This is a genomic window from Streptomyces sp. NPDC058326, assembly GCF_042879855.1.
Classification (GTDB): Bacteria; Actinomycetota; Actinomycetes; order Streptomycetales; family Streptomycetaceae; genus Streptomyces.
This window is the reverse complement of the sequence record NZ_JBHVZO010000001.1, coordinates 603,111-617,534: the sequence shown is the minus strand read 5'-3', so window position 1 is coordinate 617,534 and position 14,424 is coordinate 603,111. Positions and strand designations below refer to the sequence as shown.

The window sequence follows — 14,424 nt, the reverse complement described above, 5'->3', positions numbered from 1 at the left end:
CCCGATGCCCGGCGCGGACCGTAACGACCAGGAAATACGCGCGAACCGAATCCGTCACGCGTCCCCGTCAGGCTCGGGCCTCATGGACGAGCAAGAACACGGCCCCCTCGCCGGCTTCACTGTCGGCGTCACCGCGGCACGCCGCGCGGACGAGCTCATCGCGCTGCTGCGCCGGCGCGGCGCGGCCGTCGTCCACGGCCCCGCCCTGCGGATCGTGCCCCTCGCGGACGACACCGAACTCCTCGCCGCCACCAAGGAACTCATCGGTCACGCCCCGGACGTCGTCGTCGCCACCACGGCGATCGGCTTCCGCGGCTGGGTCGAGGCGGCCGAGGGCTGGGGGCACGGGGAGGAACTCCTCGCCGTCCTGGGGGGCGTCGAACTCCTCGCCCGCGGACCCAAGGTCAAGGGAGCCGTACGGGCCGCCGGACTCACCGAGTCCTGGTCGCCCTCCTCCGAATCCATGGCCGAGGTCCTCGACCGGCTCCTCGCCGAAGGCGTCGCCGGCCGGCGGATCGCGCTCCAGCTGCACGGCGAGCCGCTGCCCGGCTTCGTCGAGGCGCTCACCGCCGCCGGCGCGGAGGTCGTCGGCGTCCCCGTCTACCGCTGGATGCCGCCCGAGGACACCGGGCCGCTCGACCGGCTCCTCGACGGAGTGCTGTCGGGCGGCCTGGACGCCGTCACCTTCACCAGCGCGCCCGCCGCGGCCTCGCTGTTCTCCCGGGCGGCGGAGAAGGGCGTACGGGCCGAGCTCGTCGCCGCGCTCCGCCACGACGTCCTCGCGGTCTGCGTGGGGCCCGTGACGGCCCTCCCGCTCCAGGCGGAGGGCATCGACACGTACCAGCCGGAGCGGTTCCGGCTCGGACCGCTCGTCCAGCTCCTCTGCAAGGAGCTGCCCGGGCGCTCAAGGGTCCTGCCGGTCGCCGGACACCGGGTGGAGGTCCGCGGCCACGCCGTCCTCGTCGACGGCGTCCTGCGGCCCGTCCCGCCCGCCGGGATGGCCCTCCTGGGCCTCCTCGCCCGCCGGCCCGGCTGGGTCGTCTCCCGGGCCGACCTGCTCCGGGCGCTGCCGGGGGCGGGACGGGACGAGCACGCGGTGGAGACGGCGATGGCCCGCCTCCGGGCGGCGCTGGGGGCGCCGAAACTGATCCAGACGGTGGTGAAGCGGGGGTACCGGCTGGCGCTGGACGCGGCGGCGGACGCGAAGTACGACGACTGAAGTAGCCGCCGGGGCCGCGGGTACCGTACCCGGGTGATCGAACGTTCCCCGAGAATCCGGCCCGCGGACCCCGGCGACGCGCCCGCGCTCGCCCGCGCGCTTCTGCGTAACCGGGCCCACATGCGGCCCCGCGAGCCCTACCGGCCCGAGCGGTACTACACCGCCGAGGCGCAGGCGGAGCGGCTCGCGGACGGTGGGGTGCGGTGGTTCGCGGTCGACGGGGAGGCGATCGTGGGGGCCGTCATCTTCTCCGGGATCGTCCTCGGGCCCTTCCGCAGCGCCTCCCTGGGGTACTGGGTCGACAAGGACCACACCGGCCGCGGCCTCGCCACCGCGCTCGTCGGCGAGGCCTGCCGGGCCGCCCGCGACGAGCTCGGGCTGCACCGCGTCGAGGCCGGGACCATGCTCGACAACCACGCCTCCCAGCGGGTCCTCGTCAAGAGCGGCTTCACGCGCATCGGGACCGCGCCCCGCTACCTCCACATCGACGGGGACTGGCGCGACCACCACCTGTTCCAGCGGCTTCTGCACGACGACCCGCCGCCCGGTGTTCCGGGTGCCTCACTCCCGTACGGTGATCGCGCCTGACAGGGCGCCTTCCGGTGGCGTACGCTCGACGGCTGCCCAGTGCACGTCAGAAGGGGGCCTTAGGTGGCCGCGCAGGAAGCCGTGGACACGGTCAGAGACCGTGAGATCGGTGTCGAGCAGGAACATCTGGATCACGTCTACCGCCGGCTGGAGGAGAAGATCCACGAGGCGGAGTTCCTGATGAACGACGCCGCCCAGCGGGGCCAGGTCGGCACGCCCGGCGCCCTCGCCGAGCGCGACGCCCAGGTCTTCCGGGCCGGCATCCACCTCAACCGGCTCAACAACGAGTTCGAGGACTTCCTCTTCGGCCGGATCGATCTGCTGTACGGGAAGGACGGGAAGAAGGGACCCGACGGCGCCTACACCTCGATCGAGCCCGCCGAGGACGCCGTACGGCCCGACAACACCGCCGAGATCGCCGAGACCCTCCACATCGGTCGGATCGGCGTTCTCGACTCCGACTACGCGCCGCTCGTGATCGACTGGCGCGCGCCCGCCGCCGCGCCCTTCTACCGGTCCACGCCCGTCGACCCGGGCCGGGTTGTGCGCCGCCGCGTCATCCGCTCCAAGGGCCGCCAGGTCCTCGGTGTCGAGGACGACCTGATGCGCCCCGAGCTGCGGGCCACCCTCGACGGGCGCGAGCTGCCCGTGATCGGCGACGGCGCCCTGATGGCCGCCCTCGGCCAGGCCCGCAGCCACACCATGCGGGACATCGTCTCCTCCATCCAGGCGGAGCAGGACATGGTCATCCGCGCGCCCGCCGCCTCCGTGACGTACGTCGAGGGCGGCCCCGGCACCGGCAAGACGGCCGTGGCCCTGCACCGGGCCGCCTACCTGCTCTACCAGGACAGGCGACGGTACGCGGGCGGCATCCTGATCGTCTCGCCGACCCCGCTCCTCGTCTCGTACACCGAGGGCGTGCTGCCCTCGCTCGGCGAGGAGGGCCAGGTCGCCATCCGGGCCGTCGGCAGCCTCGTCGACGGCGTCGAGGCCACCGCCTACGACGATCCGGCCGTCGCCAGGATCAAGGGCTCCTCCCGGATGCTCCACGTGCTGCGCAAGGCGGCCCGCGGCGCACTGGAGACCCCGGCGCCGAGGAACCGGCCCGCACAGCTCGAACTGGGCGAGGACGAGGCCCCCGCACCCGTCGGCACGCCCACGCGCCTGCGTGTCGTCGCGTTCGGCCGCCGTCTGGAACTGGAGGCCGAAGAACTGCGGCGCATCCGGCACAACGTCCTCGGCGGCACCGCCCCGGTCAACCTGCTTCGCCCGCGCGCCCGCCGGCTGCTCCTCGACGCGCTGTACTCCAAGTCGGGCGCGGTCGGCCGGCACAGCGACCCCGAGCTCGCCGCCGAGCTGCGCTCCTCCTTCGACGAGGACGTCTCCACGGAGGACTCGTTCCTCTCCTTCCTCGACGCCTGGTGGCCGGAGCTCACCCCGCGCCGGGTCCTCGACGCGATGGCCGACGAGCGGCGGCTCGGCCGCTGGGCCCGCCGCATCCTCAACCCCGGCGAGGTGCGGCGGCTCGCCCGCTCGCTGCGCCGCCCCGAGCTGTCCGTGCACGACGTGGCGCTCCTCGACGAGCTGGGCACCCTCGTGGGCACCCCGGCCCGGCCGAGGAAGCGGCGCGAGTACGACCCGCTGGACCAGCTCACGGGCCTTGAGGAGCTCATGCCCGTACGGGAGGAGACGCAGCGGGAGCGGGCCGAGCGGCTCGCCGCCGAGCGCACCGAGTACGCGCACGTGATCGTCGACGAGGCACAGGACCTCACGCCCATGCAGTGGCGGATGGTCGGGCGGCGCGGCCGGCACGCCACCTGGACGGTCGTCGGCGACCCGGCGCAGTCGTCCTGGTCGGATCCCGACGAGGCCGCCGAGGCCCGCGACGAGGCCCTCGGCTCCCGGCCGCGGCGCCGTTTCGAGCTGACCGTGAACTACCGGAACCCGGCCGAGATCGCCGAGCTCGCCGCCAAGGTCCTCGCCCTCGCGATGCCGGGCAAGGAGTCGCCGCGCGCGGTCCGCTCGACGGGCGTCGAACCCCGTTTCGTGGCGGTGCCGGACACAGCCGACCTGGCTGAAACCGTACGGTCCGAGGCCCGGCTGCTCCTGGAGCGGGTGGAGGGCACGGTCGGTGTCGTCGTCGCCATGAACCGGCGTGCGGAGGCGGCCCGCTGGCTCGCCGAGCTCGGCGACCGTGTGGTGGCGCTCGGTTCCCTTGAGGCGAAGGGCCTGGAGTACGACGCCACGGTGGTCGTCTCGCCCGCGGAGATCGCGGACGAGTCGCCGGCCGGTCTGCGGGTGCTCTACGTGGCCCTGACCAGGGCGACGCAGCAGCTCACGGTGGTCGCGGGGGCGGGCGACATGCCGGACGGGGCGGGGGTGCCCGACCTGCTGCGGGACTGAGCCGCCAGGCGGGGCCCGTGGCCGATTTCAGGTCAACCTGTGGCGTTGGAATCACCGGGCAGGGTGGTTTGTTAGCCTTGTCGTGGCACCGGCTCGATCCAAGCCCCCGGGCCCAACCTTCGTCCCTCAGAGGGACCACTTGCCGCGAGGCGAGCATGGCGGGTCGGTGCCACTTAGACGTTTTGTTCTCGTGCGTAGCTACGAAGTCGAGGCCCCGGTCACCCCTGGTGACCGGGGCCTCTTCTGTTTCCCCAGGGGTTCTCGTATGGTGGAAACTACTTTCCGAAAACAAAATGACCGCATTACCTGCTACCGGCAGGTAGGTGCGACCATCGGAGGGCGCCGCCGGGCAACCAGCCGGGGCGGCGTAGCAACGAAGCTCAGGGAAAGCAGAGGAACTCGGCCATGGCAACGGCGCCCAGCGTCTCGTACTCGATGACGGTCCGGCTGGAGGTTCCCGCGAGCGGAACCGCGGTCTCCCAGCTCACCACGGCGGTGGAGTCCCACGGCGGATCCGTCACCGGCCTCGACGTGACCGCCTCCGGCCACGAGAAGCTCCGCATCGACGTCACCATCGCCGCGACGTCCACCGCGCACGCCGACGAGATCGTCGAGCAGCTGCGCGGCATCGAGGGCGTCACGCTCGGCAAGGTCTCCGACCGTACGTTCCTGATGCACCTCGGCGGCAAGATCGAGATGGCGTCCAAGCACCCCATCCGCAACCGTGACGACCTCTCCATGATCTACACCCCGGGCGTCGCCCGCGTGTGCATGGCGATCGCCGAGAACCCCGAGGACGCCCGCCGCCTCACCATCAAGCGCAACTCCGTCGCGGTCGTCACGGACGGCTCCGCCGTCCTCGGCCTCGGCAACATCGGCCCGATGGCCTCCCTGCCCGTCATGGAGGGCAAGGCGGCCCTCTTCAAGCGCTTCGCCGGCATCGACGCCTGGCCGATCTGTCTCGACACGCAGGACACCGACGAGATCGTCGCGATCGTCAAGGCCATCGCCCCCGGCTTCGCGGGCATCAACCTGGAGGACATCTCCGCGCCCCGCTGCTTCGAGATCGAGGCCCGCCTGCGCGAGGCCCTCGACATCCCCGTCTTCCACGACGACCAGCACGGCACCGCCATCGTCGTCCTCGCCGCCCTGACCAACGCGCTGCGCGTGGTGAACAAGGGCATCGGCGACGTACGGGTCGTCATGTCCGGTGCCGGCGCGGCCGGTACGGCCATCCTGAAGCTGCTGATCGCGGCGGGTGTCAAGCACGCCGTCGTCGCCGACATCCAGGGTGTCGTGCACGCGGGCCGTGAGGACCTCGTGGAGGCCCCGGCGGACTCCCCGCTGCGCTGGATCGCCGACAACACCAACCCCGAGGGCGTCACCGGCACCCTCAAGCAGGCCGTCGTCGGCGCGGACGTCTTCATCGGTGTGTCGGCCCCGAACCTGCTCGGCGCGGCGGACGTCGCCGCCATGGCGGAGGGCGCGATCGTGTTCGCGCTCGCGAACCCCGACCCGGAGGTCGACCCGGCCGCGGCCCGCCAGACGGCCGCCGTCGTCGCCACGGGACGCTCCGACTTCCCGAACCAGATCAACAACGTGCTGGTCTTCCCGGGTGTCTTCCGAGGCCTGCTGGACGCTCAGTCCCGTACGGTCAACACGGAGATGATGCTCGCGGCCGCCACGGCCCTCGCCGACGTCGTCACCGACGACGAGCTCAACCCGAACTACATCATCCCGTCGGTCTTCAACGACAAGGTCGCCGGCGCGGTCGCCGGAGCGGTGCGCAACGCGGCGAAGGCGGCGGGCGCGGGCTCGGCGGCGACCGGCCGCTGACGGCGCGTCGCGATTCGCGGAGCCGTAAACCCGCCTTTAGGGTGGCTTTTCGGCTCCGCGTTCTGTGCGGGGAGTCGACAGAACGTCACCACCGCGGGGCTCTGGCGCTTTTCGTGTGACCCCCGGGGGTGCCGGATTGGCGTTCCCGCCGCTGGTGGGGGCAGGATGCGTGTTTGGGCGCGAGGGTCTGTCATTAGACCCGGGTCCGGGGACTGTCCGAAGGCCCTGGCAGCATCGGCTTCGCTGTACCCAATCACGCGGCTTCCGCCGCGTGGCACGCCTCACAGGCAAGAAGAACACGGGAGTAACAACATGAACCGCAGTGAGCTGGTGGCCGCCCTGGCCGACCGCGCCGAGGTGACCCGCAAGGACGCCGACGCCGTGCTGGCCGCTCTCGCCGAGACCGTCGGTGAGGTCGTCGCCAAGGGCGACGAGAAGGTCACCATCCCCGGCTTCCTGACCTTCGAGCGCACGCACCGTGCCGCTCGCACCGCTCGTAACCCGCAGACCGGCGACCCGATCGACATCCCGGCCGGCTACAGCGTGAAGGTCTCCGCGGGCTCGAAGCTCAAGGAAGCCGCCAAGGGCAAGTAAGGCAGCCGAGGCGAGCAGGACCGCCGAGGCGCGTAAGGCAGCCTGTCAAGGCACGTAAGGCAGCCTGGAGGCGCAGAAAGGGCGGCCACCCTGTCAGGGGGTGGCCGCCCTTTCGTATGGGCGCGTACGGGCCCACAGGGGCCCGTGACGCCCTACACCAGCGCGCTGCCCGGCAGCTCGACCTTGGCGCCGAGCTCGACGAGCTTCTCCATGAAGTTCTCGTAGCCGCGGTTGATCAGCTCGATGCCGTGCACCCGGGAGGTGCCCTGGGCCGCGAGCGCCGCGATCAGGTACGAGAAGCCGCCGCGCAGGTCGGGGATGACCAGGTCGGCGCCCTGGAGCCGGGTCGGCCCGGACACGACCGCCGAGTGCAGGAAGTTCCGCTGGCCGAAGCGGCAGTCGGAGCCGCCGAGGCACTCGCGGTACAGCTGGATGTGCGCACCCATCTGGTTGAGCGCGGAGGTGAAGCCGAGCCGCGACTCGTACACCGTCTCGTGGACGATGGAGAGGCCGGAGGCCTGCGTCAGGGCGACGACCAGCGGCTGCTGCCAGTCCGTCTGGAAGCCGGGGTGCACGTCCGTCTCCAGGTGGATCGCGTTGAGCGAGCCGCCCGGGTGCCAGAAGCGGATGCCCTCGTCGTCGATCTCGAAGGCGCCGCCGACCTTCCGGTACGTGTTGAGGAAGGTCATCATCGAGCGCTGCTGGGCGCCGCGCACGTAGATGTTGCCCTCGGTGGCGAGCGCCGCGGACGCCCAGGAGGCCGCCTCCAGGCGGTCCGGGAGCGCCCGGTGGGTGTAGCCGTCGAGACGGTCGACACCGGTGATCCGGATGGTCCGGTCGGTGTCCATGGAGATGATCGCGCCCATTTTCTGCAGGACGCAGATCAGGTCCTCGATCTCGGGCTCCACCGCGGCGTTCGACAGCTCGGTGACGCCCTCGGCGAGTACGGCCGTGAGCAGCACCTGTTCGGTCGAGCCGACCGAGGGGTACGGCAGCCGGATCTTGCAGCCGCGAAGGCGCTGCGGGGCCTCCAGGTACTGCCCGTCGTCCCGCTTCTCGATGGTGGCGCCGAACTGGCGCAGCACGTCGAAGTGGAAGTCGATGGGCCGGCCGCCGATGTCGCAGCCGCCGAGGCCCGGGATGAAGGCGTGGCCGAGGCGGTGGAGCAGCGGGCCGCAGAAGAGGATCGGGATGCGCGACGAGCCGGCGTGGGCATCGATGTCGGCGACGTTCGCGGATTCGACGTGCGTCGGGTCGAGGACGAGCTCGCCGGGTTCTTCACCCGGACGGACCGTCACGCCGTGCAGCTGGAGCAGTCCGCGGACGACGCGGACGTCGCGGATGTCGGGAACGTTGCGCAGGCGGCTCGGGCCGCTGCCGAGCAGGGCTGCGACCATCGCCTTGGGCACGAGGTTCTTCGCACCGCGGACGCGGATCTCGCCCTCCAGCGGGGTTCCGCCATGGACGAGCAGTACATCATGGCTGTCTGTGCCGGTCATGAATCTCGCGTTCCGGAGTGGGGTCGGTCGGGTGGCCAGTGAAAAGGGTAAGGGGCCATGAGACCTCTCATGGGTGCCTCGGGGGGCCTGTCAGATGTAATGAATTCGGCACAACACCCTCTGTTCCCGTGATCTTGCGGAGCGTCACCGTCCGTTTCTCTCGCCGGGGCGGCCCCCGGGCCCCACCCGATCGCGCCGGCCACCGATCTGAACTGCGACGGCCGCCGACTTCCGGACAGCGTGCCCGCCCGTCGCCCCGACAACCCCCGCGAACGCCGAAGATGCGAGATCATGTCTCCCATGACCGAGGTGTCCTCGCTCACAGGACGGCTGCTCGTCGCCACGCCCGCGCTCGCGGACCCGAACTTCGACCGCGCGGTCGTCCTGCTGCTCGACCACGACGACGAGGGCTCGCTCGGCGTGGTCCTCAACCGGCCGACGCCGGTGACCGTCGGCGACATCCTCGCGCCCTGGGCCGGGCTCGCCGGTGAACCCGGCGTCGTCTTCCAGGGCGGCCCCGTCTCCCTCGACGCGGCCCTCGGTGTCGCCGTGATCCCCGGCGACGAGGGACCCCTCGGCTGGCGGCGGGTGCACGGGGCGATCGGTCTGGTCGACCTGGAGACCCCGCCCGAGCTGCTCGGCCCGGCCCTCGGCTCGCTGCGGATCTTCGCCGGATACGCGGGCTGGGGCCCCGGCCAGCTGGAGACCGAGCTCGGCGACGGCGCCTGGTACGTGGTCGAGTCGGAGCCCGGCGACGTCTCCTCGCCGCAGCCCGAGACGCTCTGGCGGCAGGTGCTCCGGCGGCAGCGCGGCGAGCTCGCGATGATCGCCACGTACCCCGACGACCCGTCCCTCAACTGAGGGCTCCGGCTTTCAGTACCCTTGGCGGTTATGAGCACTCTCGAGCCCGAGCGCGGGGCAGGTACGGGAACCCTCGTCGAGCCGACGCCGCAGGTGTCCCACGGTGACGGCGACCACGAGCGCTACGCCCATTACGTCCAGAAGGACAAGATCATGGCGAGCGCCCTCGAAGGCACGCCCGTCGTGGCGCTGTGCGGAAAGGTCTGGGTGCCGGGGCGCGACCCCAAGAAGTACCCGGTCTGTCCGATGTGCAAGGAGATCTACGACTCCATGGGCGCCGGCGGTGGCGACAAGGACAAGGGCGGCAAGGACAAGAAGTAGCGGTGTCCTGACGCCGGGGCGGCCCCCGTCACGCGTACTTCGGTACGTGTGACGGGGGCCGTTTCGCGTTTCAGGTGGTCGAGACCTCTTGTCGGGTCGGCGGAGACGCGCCTAACCTCACGCGTGTTGTGCAGCGCGAAACGGTCGTTGCATATGTTGCAACGCGCGCACTTGGAGGGGAACCGCAATGAAACTTCCTGCCGGCGTCACCGCCCCGGCCGCCGCACTCCTGCTCGCCTGCCTCACCGTCACCGCCTGCGCGCCCCAGACCTCCGGGGGCAGGGCCACGACGGACGAGAAGACCGGCACCCTGCGTGTCTGGCTCTTCCAGGAGGTGAGCAACAAGCCCAAGGAACACGTCGTCGAGCAGGCCGTCACCGCCTTCGAGAACAGCCACCGGGGCGCGAAGGTCGAGGTCGAGTACATCCCCGTCGAGAGCCGCGCCCAGCGCGTCAAGGCCGCCTTCAACGACCCCAAGTCCGCCCCCGACCTCATCGAGTACGGCAACACCGACACCGCCGGATACGTCAAGGACGGCGGACTCGCCGACATCAGCGCCGAGTTCGCGGCCTGGGACGACGCCAAGGACACCGACCCCACCGCGAAGCAGTCCGTCACCGTCGGCGGGAAGGTCTACGGCGCCCCGCTCTTCGTCGGCGTCCGCGCCCTCTACTACCGCACCGACGTCTTCCGGGAACTCGGCCTCACCGCCCCCAAAAGCCAGGCCGAACTCGTCTCCACCGCCAAGAAGATCCGCAAGGCCAGGCCTGAGCTGTACGGGATCGCCGTCGGCGGCGCCTACACCTACGGGGCCATGCCCTTCGTCTGGGCGGCCGGCGGCGAACTCGCCACCGCGCACGGCGACTCGTACAAGGCCGCAGTCAACAGCGAGGCCGCCCGCAAGGGCATCACCACGTACACCTCGCTCTTCGGCGACGACAACTGCCCGGCCGCCAAGTGCGCCCAGATGGGCGGCAACGCCACCGTCACCGCCTTCGCCTCCGGCAAGGCCGCCATGGCCATCGGCGGCGACTTCAGCCACGCCGCCGTCGAGGCCGGCGCCGTCAAGGGCAAGTACGCCGTCGTCCCGCTGCCCGGCACCACCCCCGGCTCCATCGCCCCCGCCTTCGCCGGAGGCAACAACATCGGCGTCCTCAGGAGCACCTCCCACCGCACCCTCGCCGTCGACCTCCTCAAGTCCCTCACCGGCAAGGAGACCCAGGGCAAGCTCTTCGACGCCATGGGCTTCCTCCCCACGTACACCGACGTACGGGCCGACGCCGCCCGCCGCCAGCCCTTCGTGAAGCCCTTCATCGACACCCTCGGCGCCGGCACCAGGTTCGTCCCGGCGTCTCCCGGCTGGGGCCGGATCGACGCCTCCCTCGTCCTGCCCACGATGTTCCAGGAGGTCGTCAGCGGCCGTAAGGACGTCAAGGCGGCGGCCGACGACGCCGCGCAGAAGATGGACGCGGCCTTCACGCCGGCGGGCTGAGCCGCATGACGACCCAGCTCACCGAGAAACGGCCCCGCACGGCCCCGGCGCGGAAGCCCGCCGCCCCGGCCGCACGGCGCACCGGCATCCGGGGCCACCGCCCCTGGACCCCCTGGCTGTACCTCCTGCCCGCCCTCGCCGTCATCGGCGGACTCCTCGTCTACCCCGTCTACCAGCTCGGCCTGATCTCCTTCCTCGAGTACACCCAGGCCCAGGTCAGCGGCGGCGAACCCACCTCCTTCAAGGGCTTCGACAACTACGCGGCCCTCTTCGCCGACCCCCAGTTCCGGCAGGTCCTCCTCGCCACCGTCCTCTTCGCCGCCGCCTGCGTCGTCACCACCCTCGCCGTCGGCTGCGCCCTCGCCGTCCTCCTCACGCGCGTGCGTGCCCTGCCCCGGCTCGTCCTGATGCTGGCCGCGCTCGGCGCCTGGGCCACGCCCGCGATCACCGGCTCCACGGTCTGGGTCTTCCTCTTCGACCCCGACTTCGGCCCCGTCAACAAGCTGCTCGGGCTCGGCGACTTCTCCTGGACGTACGGGCGGTACAGCGCCTTCGCCCTCGTCCTCCTCGAAGTCGTCTGGTGTTCCTTCCCGTTCGTGATGGTCACCGTCTACGCCGGCATCAAGGCCATCCCGGCGGAGGTCCTGGAGGCCGCCGCCCTCGACGGCGCCTCACAGTGGCGGACCTGGCGCTCGGTCATGGCGCCGGTGCTCCGGCCGATCCTGGTCGTCGTCACGATTCAGTCGATCATCTGGGACTTCAAGGTCTTCACCCAGATCTACGTGATGACGAACGGCGGCGGCATCGCCGGCCAGAACCTCGTCCTCAACGTGTACGCCTACCAGAAGGCCTTCGCCTCCTCCGAGTACAGCCTCGGCTCGGCGATCGGCGTCGTCATGCTGCTGATCCTGCTGGCCGTGACGCTGGTCTACCTGCGCCTGCTGCGACGACAGGGAGAAGAACTGTGACCGCATCCCGCGCTGTGACCACCTTTCGCATCAGGCGGCCCGCACGACCCGGGCGCCTCGCCGCCGAGGCCATCACCCTGCTCGTCGCCGCCGCCGTCGCCTTCCCGCTGTACTGGATGGTCCTCTCGGCCTTCAAGCCTGCGGGCGAGATCCAGTCCACCGACCCCCGGCCGTGGACGCTCTCCCCGTCCCTCGACTCCTTCCGGCGCGTCTTCGAACAGCAGGAGTTCGGCCGCTACTTCCTCAACTCGCTGATCGTGGCGGGCACGGTCGTCCTCGCCTCGGCGCTGATCGCCTTCCTCGCGGCGACGGCCGTCACCCGGTTCCGCTTCCGGTTCCGGACGACGCTCCTGATCATGTTCCTGGTCGCGCAGATGGTGCCGGTCGAGGCGCTGACCATCCCGCTGTTCTTCCTCATGCGGGACTTCGGCCAGCTGAACACCCTCGGCTCGCTGATCCTGCCGCACATCGCCTTCTCGCTGCCCTTCGCGATCTGGATGCTGCGGGGCTTCGTCAAGGCGGTCCCGGAGGCCCTGGAGGAACAGGCCCAGATCGACGGCGCGAGCCGTACCCGGTTCCTGTGGCAGATCCTCTTCCCGCTGGTCTTCCCGGGCCTCGTCGCGACGAGCGTCTTCTCGTTCATCTCGACCTGGAACGACTTCCTCTTCGCGAAGTCCTTCCTCATCAGCGACACCTCGCAGTCGACACTCCCCATGGCCCTGCTCGTCTTCTTCAAGCCCGACGAGAACGACTGGGGAGGCATCATGGCCGGCTCGACCGTGATGACGGTCCCGGTGCTCGTCTTCTTCGTACTCGTACAGCGCCGCCTGGTCTCGGGACTGGGCGGGGCGGTGAAGGACTGACGCGATGACCACAGACCCGTACCCCGGCACGGACCTGATCCCGGCGCCGCTCCTCCAGGAGGTGCGCGGGGACACCCCGGGCCACTTCTCGCTCGACGAGCGGACCACCCTCGACGCCGGACCCGGCACCGGGTCCACCGCCCGCTGGCTCCGTACCGTCCTCGGCGCCGCCACCGGCCTGCGGTTCGCCGACGGCCCCGGCCCGTACGCGATCCGGCTGCGCGTCAGCGAGGACGTGGAGCGGGAGTACGGCCCCGAGGGCTACCGCCTCACCACGGAGAACCCCGACGCCGCCGTCGTCATCGAGGGCGGCGGCCCCGCCGGGGTGTTCTGGGGCGCCCAGAGCCTCCGCCAGCTGCTCGGCCCCGGGGCGTACCGCAGGGCGCCCGTGAGCGGCGGCGGCCGGGACCTCCCGTACGTCACCGTCGAGGACCGGCCCCGCTTCGGCTGGCGCGGCCTCCTCCTCGACGTCTCCCGGCACTTCCTGCCCAAGGACGACGTCCTGCGGTACCTCGACCTCCTCGCCGCCCACAAGCTCAACGTCTTCCACTTCCACCTCACCGACGACCAGGGCTGGCGCATCGAGATCAAGCGCCACCCGAAGCTCACCGAGGTCGGCTCCTGGCGGGCCCGCAGCAAATGGGGCCACCGCGCCTCGCCCCTCTGGGACGACACCCCGCACGGCGGGTTCTACACCCAGGACGACATCCGCGAGATCGTCGCCCACGCCGCCGAGCGGCACATCACCGTCGTCCCCGAGATCGACCTCCCCGGACACTCGCAGGCCGCCATCGCCGCGTACCCCGAACTCGGCAACACCGACGTCGTCGACACCACCGCCCTCACCGTCTGGGACACCTGGGGCGTCAACCCCAACGTCCTCGCCCCCACCGAGGCCGTCCTGCGCTTCTACGAGGGCGTCTTCGAGGAGGTCCTCGACCTCTTCCCCTCGACCTTCGTTCATGTGGGCGGCGACGAGTGCCCCAAGGACCAGTGGAAGGCCTCCCCGGCCGCACAGGCCCGCATCGAGGAACTCGGGCTCGCCGACGAGGACGAGCTCCAGTCCTGGTTCATCCGCCACTTCGACCGCTGGCTCGCCGCGCGCGGACGGCGGCTCATCGGCTGGGACGAGATCCTGGAGGGCGGCCTCGCCGAAGGCGCCGCCGTCTCCTCCTGGCGCGGCTACGGAGGCGGGATCGCCGCCGCGGAGGCCGGCCACGACGTCGTGATGTGCCCTGAGCAGCACGTGTACCTGGACCACCGTCAGGCGCCCGGCGAGGACGAGCCGATGCCCATCGGATACGTCCGCACCCTGGAGGACGTCTACCGCTTCGAGCCCGTCCCGCCGGGCCTCGCACCGGAGGCCGCCGCCCACATCCTGGGAACCCAGGCCAACGTCTGGACCGAGGTCATGGAGAACCGCGACCGCGTCGACTACCAGGTCTTCCCCCGCCTCGCCGCCTTCGCCGAGGTCGCCTGGTCCGCGCTGCCCGCCCCCGAGGCCCGTGACCACGCCGGCTTCGAGCGCCGCATGGAGACCCACTACCGGCGCCTCGACGCCCTCGGCGTCGACTACCGGCCGCCCGCCGGACCCCACCCCCGGCAGCGGCGCCCCGGAGTGCTGGGACGGCCCCTGGAGGGAGTCCCCCCGATCGTGTGAGGCACCTAGGGGCGTGTCTTGTCGATCAGGCCGGGCTGCCGGCCCGCCGACGGCCAGCACGCAAACCCACCCCCCCACCACCCCCAAACCAACCCACACCCACGAGCCATGAGAAAACAA

Annotated in this window: 12 protein-coding genes; 11 read left to right on the top strand and 1 reads right to left on the bottom strand. The window is 71.2% G+C overall.

The annotated features are described in order from the left end of the window. The first annotated feature begins 82 nt into the window (after positions 1-82). The 5 genes from ACFVYX_RS02675 (at position 83) to ACFVYX_RS02655 (ending at position 6,640) form a co-directional block, all read left to right on the top strand. Positions 83-1,219 (top strand): uroporphyrinogen-III synthase, encoded by a 1,137-nt coding sequence (locus ACFVYX_RS02675; RefSeq protein WP_389679442.1) that lies wholly within the window; start codon positions 83-85, stop codon positions 1,217-1,219. Between the two features lie 33 nt (positions 1,220-1,252). Further along, positions 1,253-1,807, top strand: coding sequence for a GNAT family N-acetyltransferase (locus tag ACFVYX_RS02670; RefSeq protein ID WP_389679441.1), 555 nt, complete (start codon positions 1,253-1,255; stop codon positions 1,805-1,807). 63 nt (positions 1,808-1,870) lie between these two features. Further along, entirely contained in the window at positions 1,871-4,210 is a 2,340-nt protein-coding gene (locus ACFVYX_RS02665; protein WP_389679439.1) for a HelD family protein, read from the top strand. A gap of 405 nt (positions 4,211-4,615) precedes the next feature. Continuing rightward, the gene (locus tag ACFVYX_RS02660) at positions 4,616-6,046 is read left to right on the top strand and encodes an NAD-dependent malic enzyme (protein WP_389679438.1); all 1,431 of its coding nucleotides are present in this window, start codon (positions 4,616-4,618) and stop codon (positions 6,044-6,046) included. Between the two features lie 312 nt (positions 6,047-6,358). Continuing rightward, positions 6,359-6,640 carry an HU family DNA-binding protein gene (locus ACFVYX_RS02655; protein WP_015033921.1) on the top strand — a complete coding sequence of 94 codons (282 nt, stop codon included), beginning with the start codon at positions 6,359-6,361 and terminating at the stop codon, positions 6,638-6,640. A gap of 152 nt (positions 6,641-6,792) precedes the next feature. Here ACFVYX_RS02655 and murA read toward each other — a convergent pair whose 3' ends face one another. Beyond that, on the bottom strand, positions 6,793-8,139 hold the full coding sequence (gene murA, locus ACFVYX_RS02650) for a UDP-N-acetylglucosamine 1-carboxyvinyltransferase (RefSeq protein ID WP_389679437.1): 1,347 nt from the start codon (positions 8,137-8,139) through the stop codon (positions 6,793-6,795). 300 nt (positions 8,140-8,439) lie between these two features. On the opposite strand from murA, the gene ACFVYX_RS02645 reads away from it, so the two are divergent. The 6 genes from ACFVYX_RS02645 to ACFVYX_RS02620 all read left to right on the top strand — a co-directional run bounded on the left by ACFVYX_RS02645 (position 8,440) and on the right by ACFVYX_RS02620 (position 14,304). Continuing rightward, on the top strand, positions 8,440-9,000 hold the full coding sequence (locus ACFVYX_RS02645; protein WP_351219198.1) for a YqgE/AlgH family protein: 561 nt from the start codon (positions 8,440-8,442) through the stop codon (positions 8,998-9,000). A gap of 30 nt (positions 9,001-9,030) precedes the next feature. Beyond that, positions 9,031-9,321, top strand: coding sequence for a DUF3039 domain-containing protein (locus tag ACFVYX_RS02640; protein ID WP_389679436.1), 291 nt, complete (start codon positions 9,031-9,033; stop codon positions 9,319-9,321). Between the two features lie 187 nt (positions 9,322-9,508). Beyond that, positions 9,509-10,813, top strand: coding sequence for an extracellular solute-binding protein (locus ACFVYX_RS02635; protein ID WP_389679435.1), 1,305 nt, complete (start codon positions 9,509-9,511; stop codon positions 10,811-10,813). Positions 10,814-10,818: 5 nt separating this feature from the next. Next, entirely contained in the window at positions 10,819-11,781 is a 963-nt protein-coding gene (locus tag ACFVYX_RS02630) for a carbohydrate ABC transporter permease (RefSeq protein WP_389679434.1), read from the top strand. Between the two features lie 14 nt (positions 11,782-11,795). Continuing rightward, the gene (locus ACFVYX_RS02625) at positions 11,796-12,644 is read left to right on the top strand and encodes a carbohydrate ABC transporter permease (protein ID WP_389679433.1); all 849 of its coding nucleotides are present in this window, start codon (positions 11,796-11,798) and stop codon (positions 12,642-12,644) included. A gap of 4 nt (positions 12,645-12,648) precedes the next feature. Next, complete coding sequence (locus ACFVYX_RS02620) at positions 12,649-14,304, top strand: beta-N-acetylhexosaminidase (RefSeq protein WP_389679432.1); 1,656 nt, start codon at positions 12,649-12,651, stop codon at positions 14,302-14,304. Positions 14,305-14,424: the final 120 nt, after the last annotated feature.

Coding starts and splice junctions, on each gene's coding strand:
- ACFVYX_RS02675 (WP_389679442.1), top strand. CDS start 83: ATGGACGAGCAAGAACACGGCCCCCTCGCCGGCTTCACTGTCGGCGTC.
- ACFVYX_RS02660 (WP_389679438.1), top strand. CDS start 4,616: ATGGCAACGGCGCCCAGCGTCTCGTACTCGATGACGGTCCGGCTGGAG.
- ACFVYX_RS02655 (WP_015033921.1), top strand. CDS start 6,359: ATGAACCGCAGTGAGCTGGTGGCCGCCCTGGCCGACCGCGCCGAGGTG.
- murA (WP_389679437.1), bottom strand. CDS start 8,139: ATGACCGGCACAGACAGCCATGATGTACTGCTCGTCCATGGCGGAACC.
- ACFVYX_RS02645 (WP_351219198.1), top strand. CDS start 8,440: ATGACCGAGGTGTCCTCGCTCACAGGACGGCTGCTCGTCGCCACGCCC.
- ACFVYX_RS02640 (WP_389679436.1), top strand. CDS start 9,031: ATGAGCACTCTCGAGCCCGAGCGCGGGGCAGGTACGGGAACCCTCGTC.
- ACFVYX_RS02635 (WP_389679435.1), top strand. CDS start 9,509: ATGAAACTTCCTGCCGGCGTCACCGCCCCGGCCGCCGCACTCCTGCTC.
- ACFVYX_RS02630 (WP_389679434.1), top strand. CDS start 10,819: ATGACGACCCAGCTCACCGAGAAACGGCCCCGCACGGCCCCGGCGCGG.
- ACFVYX_RS02620 (WP_389679432.1), top strand. CDS start 12,649: ATGACCACAGACCCGTACCCCGGCACGGACCTGATCCCGGCGCCGCTC.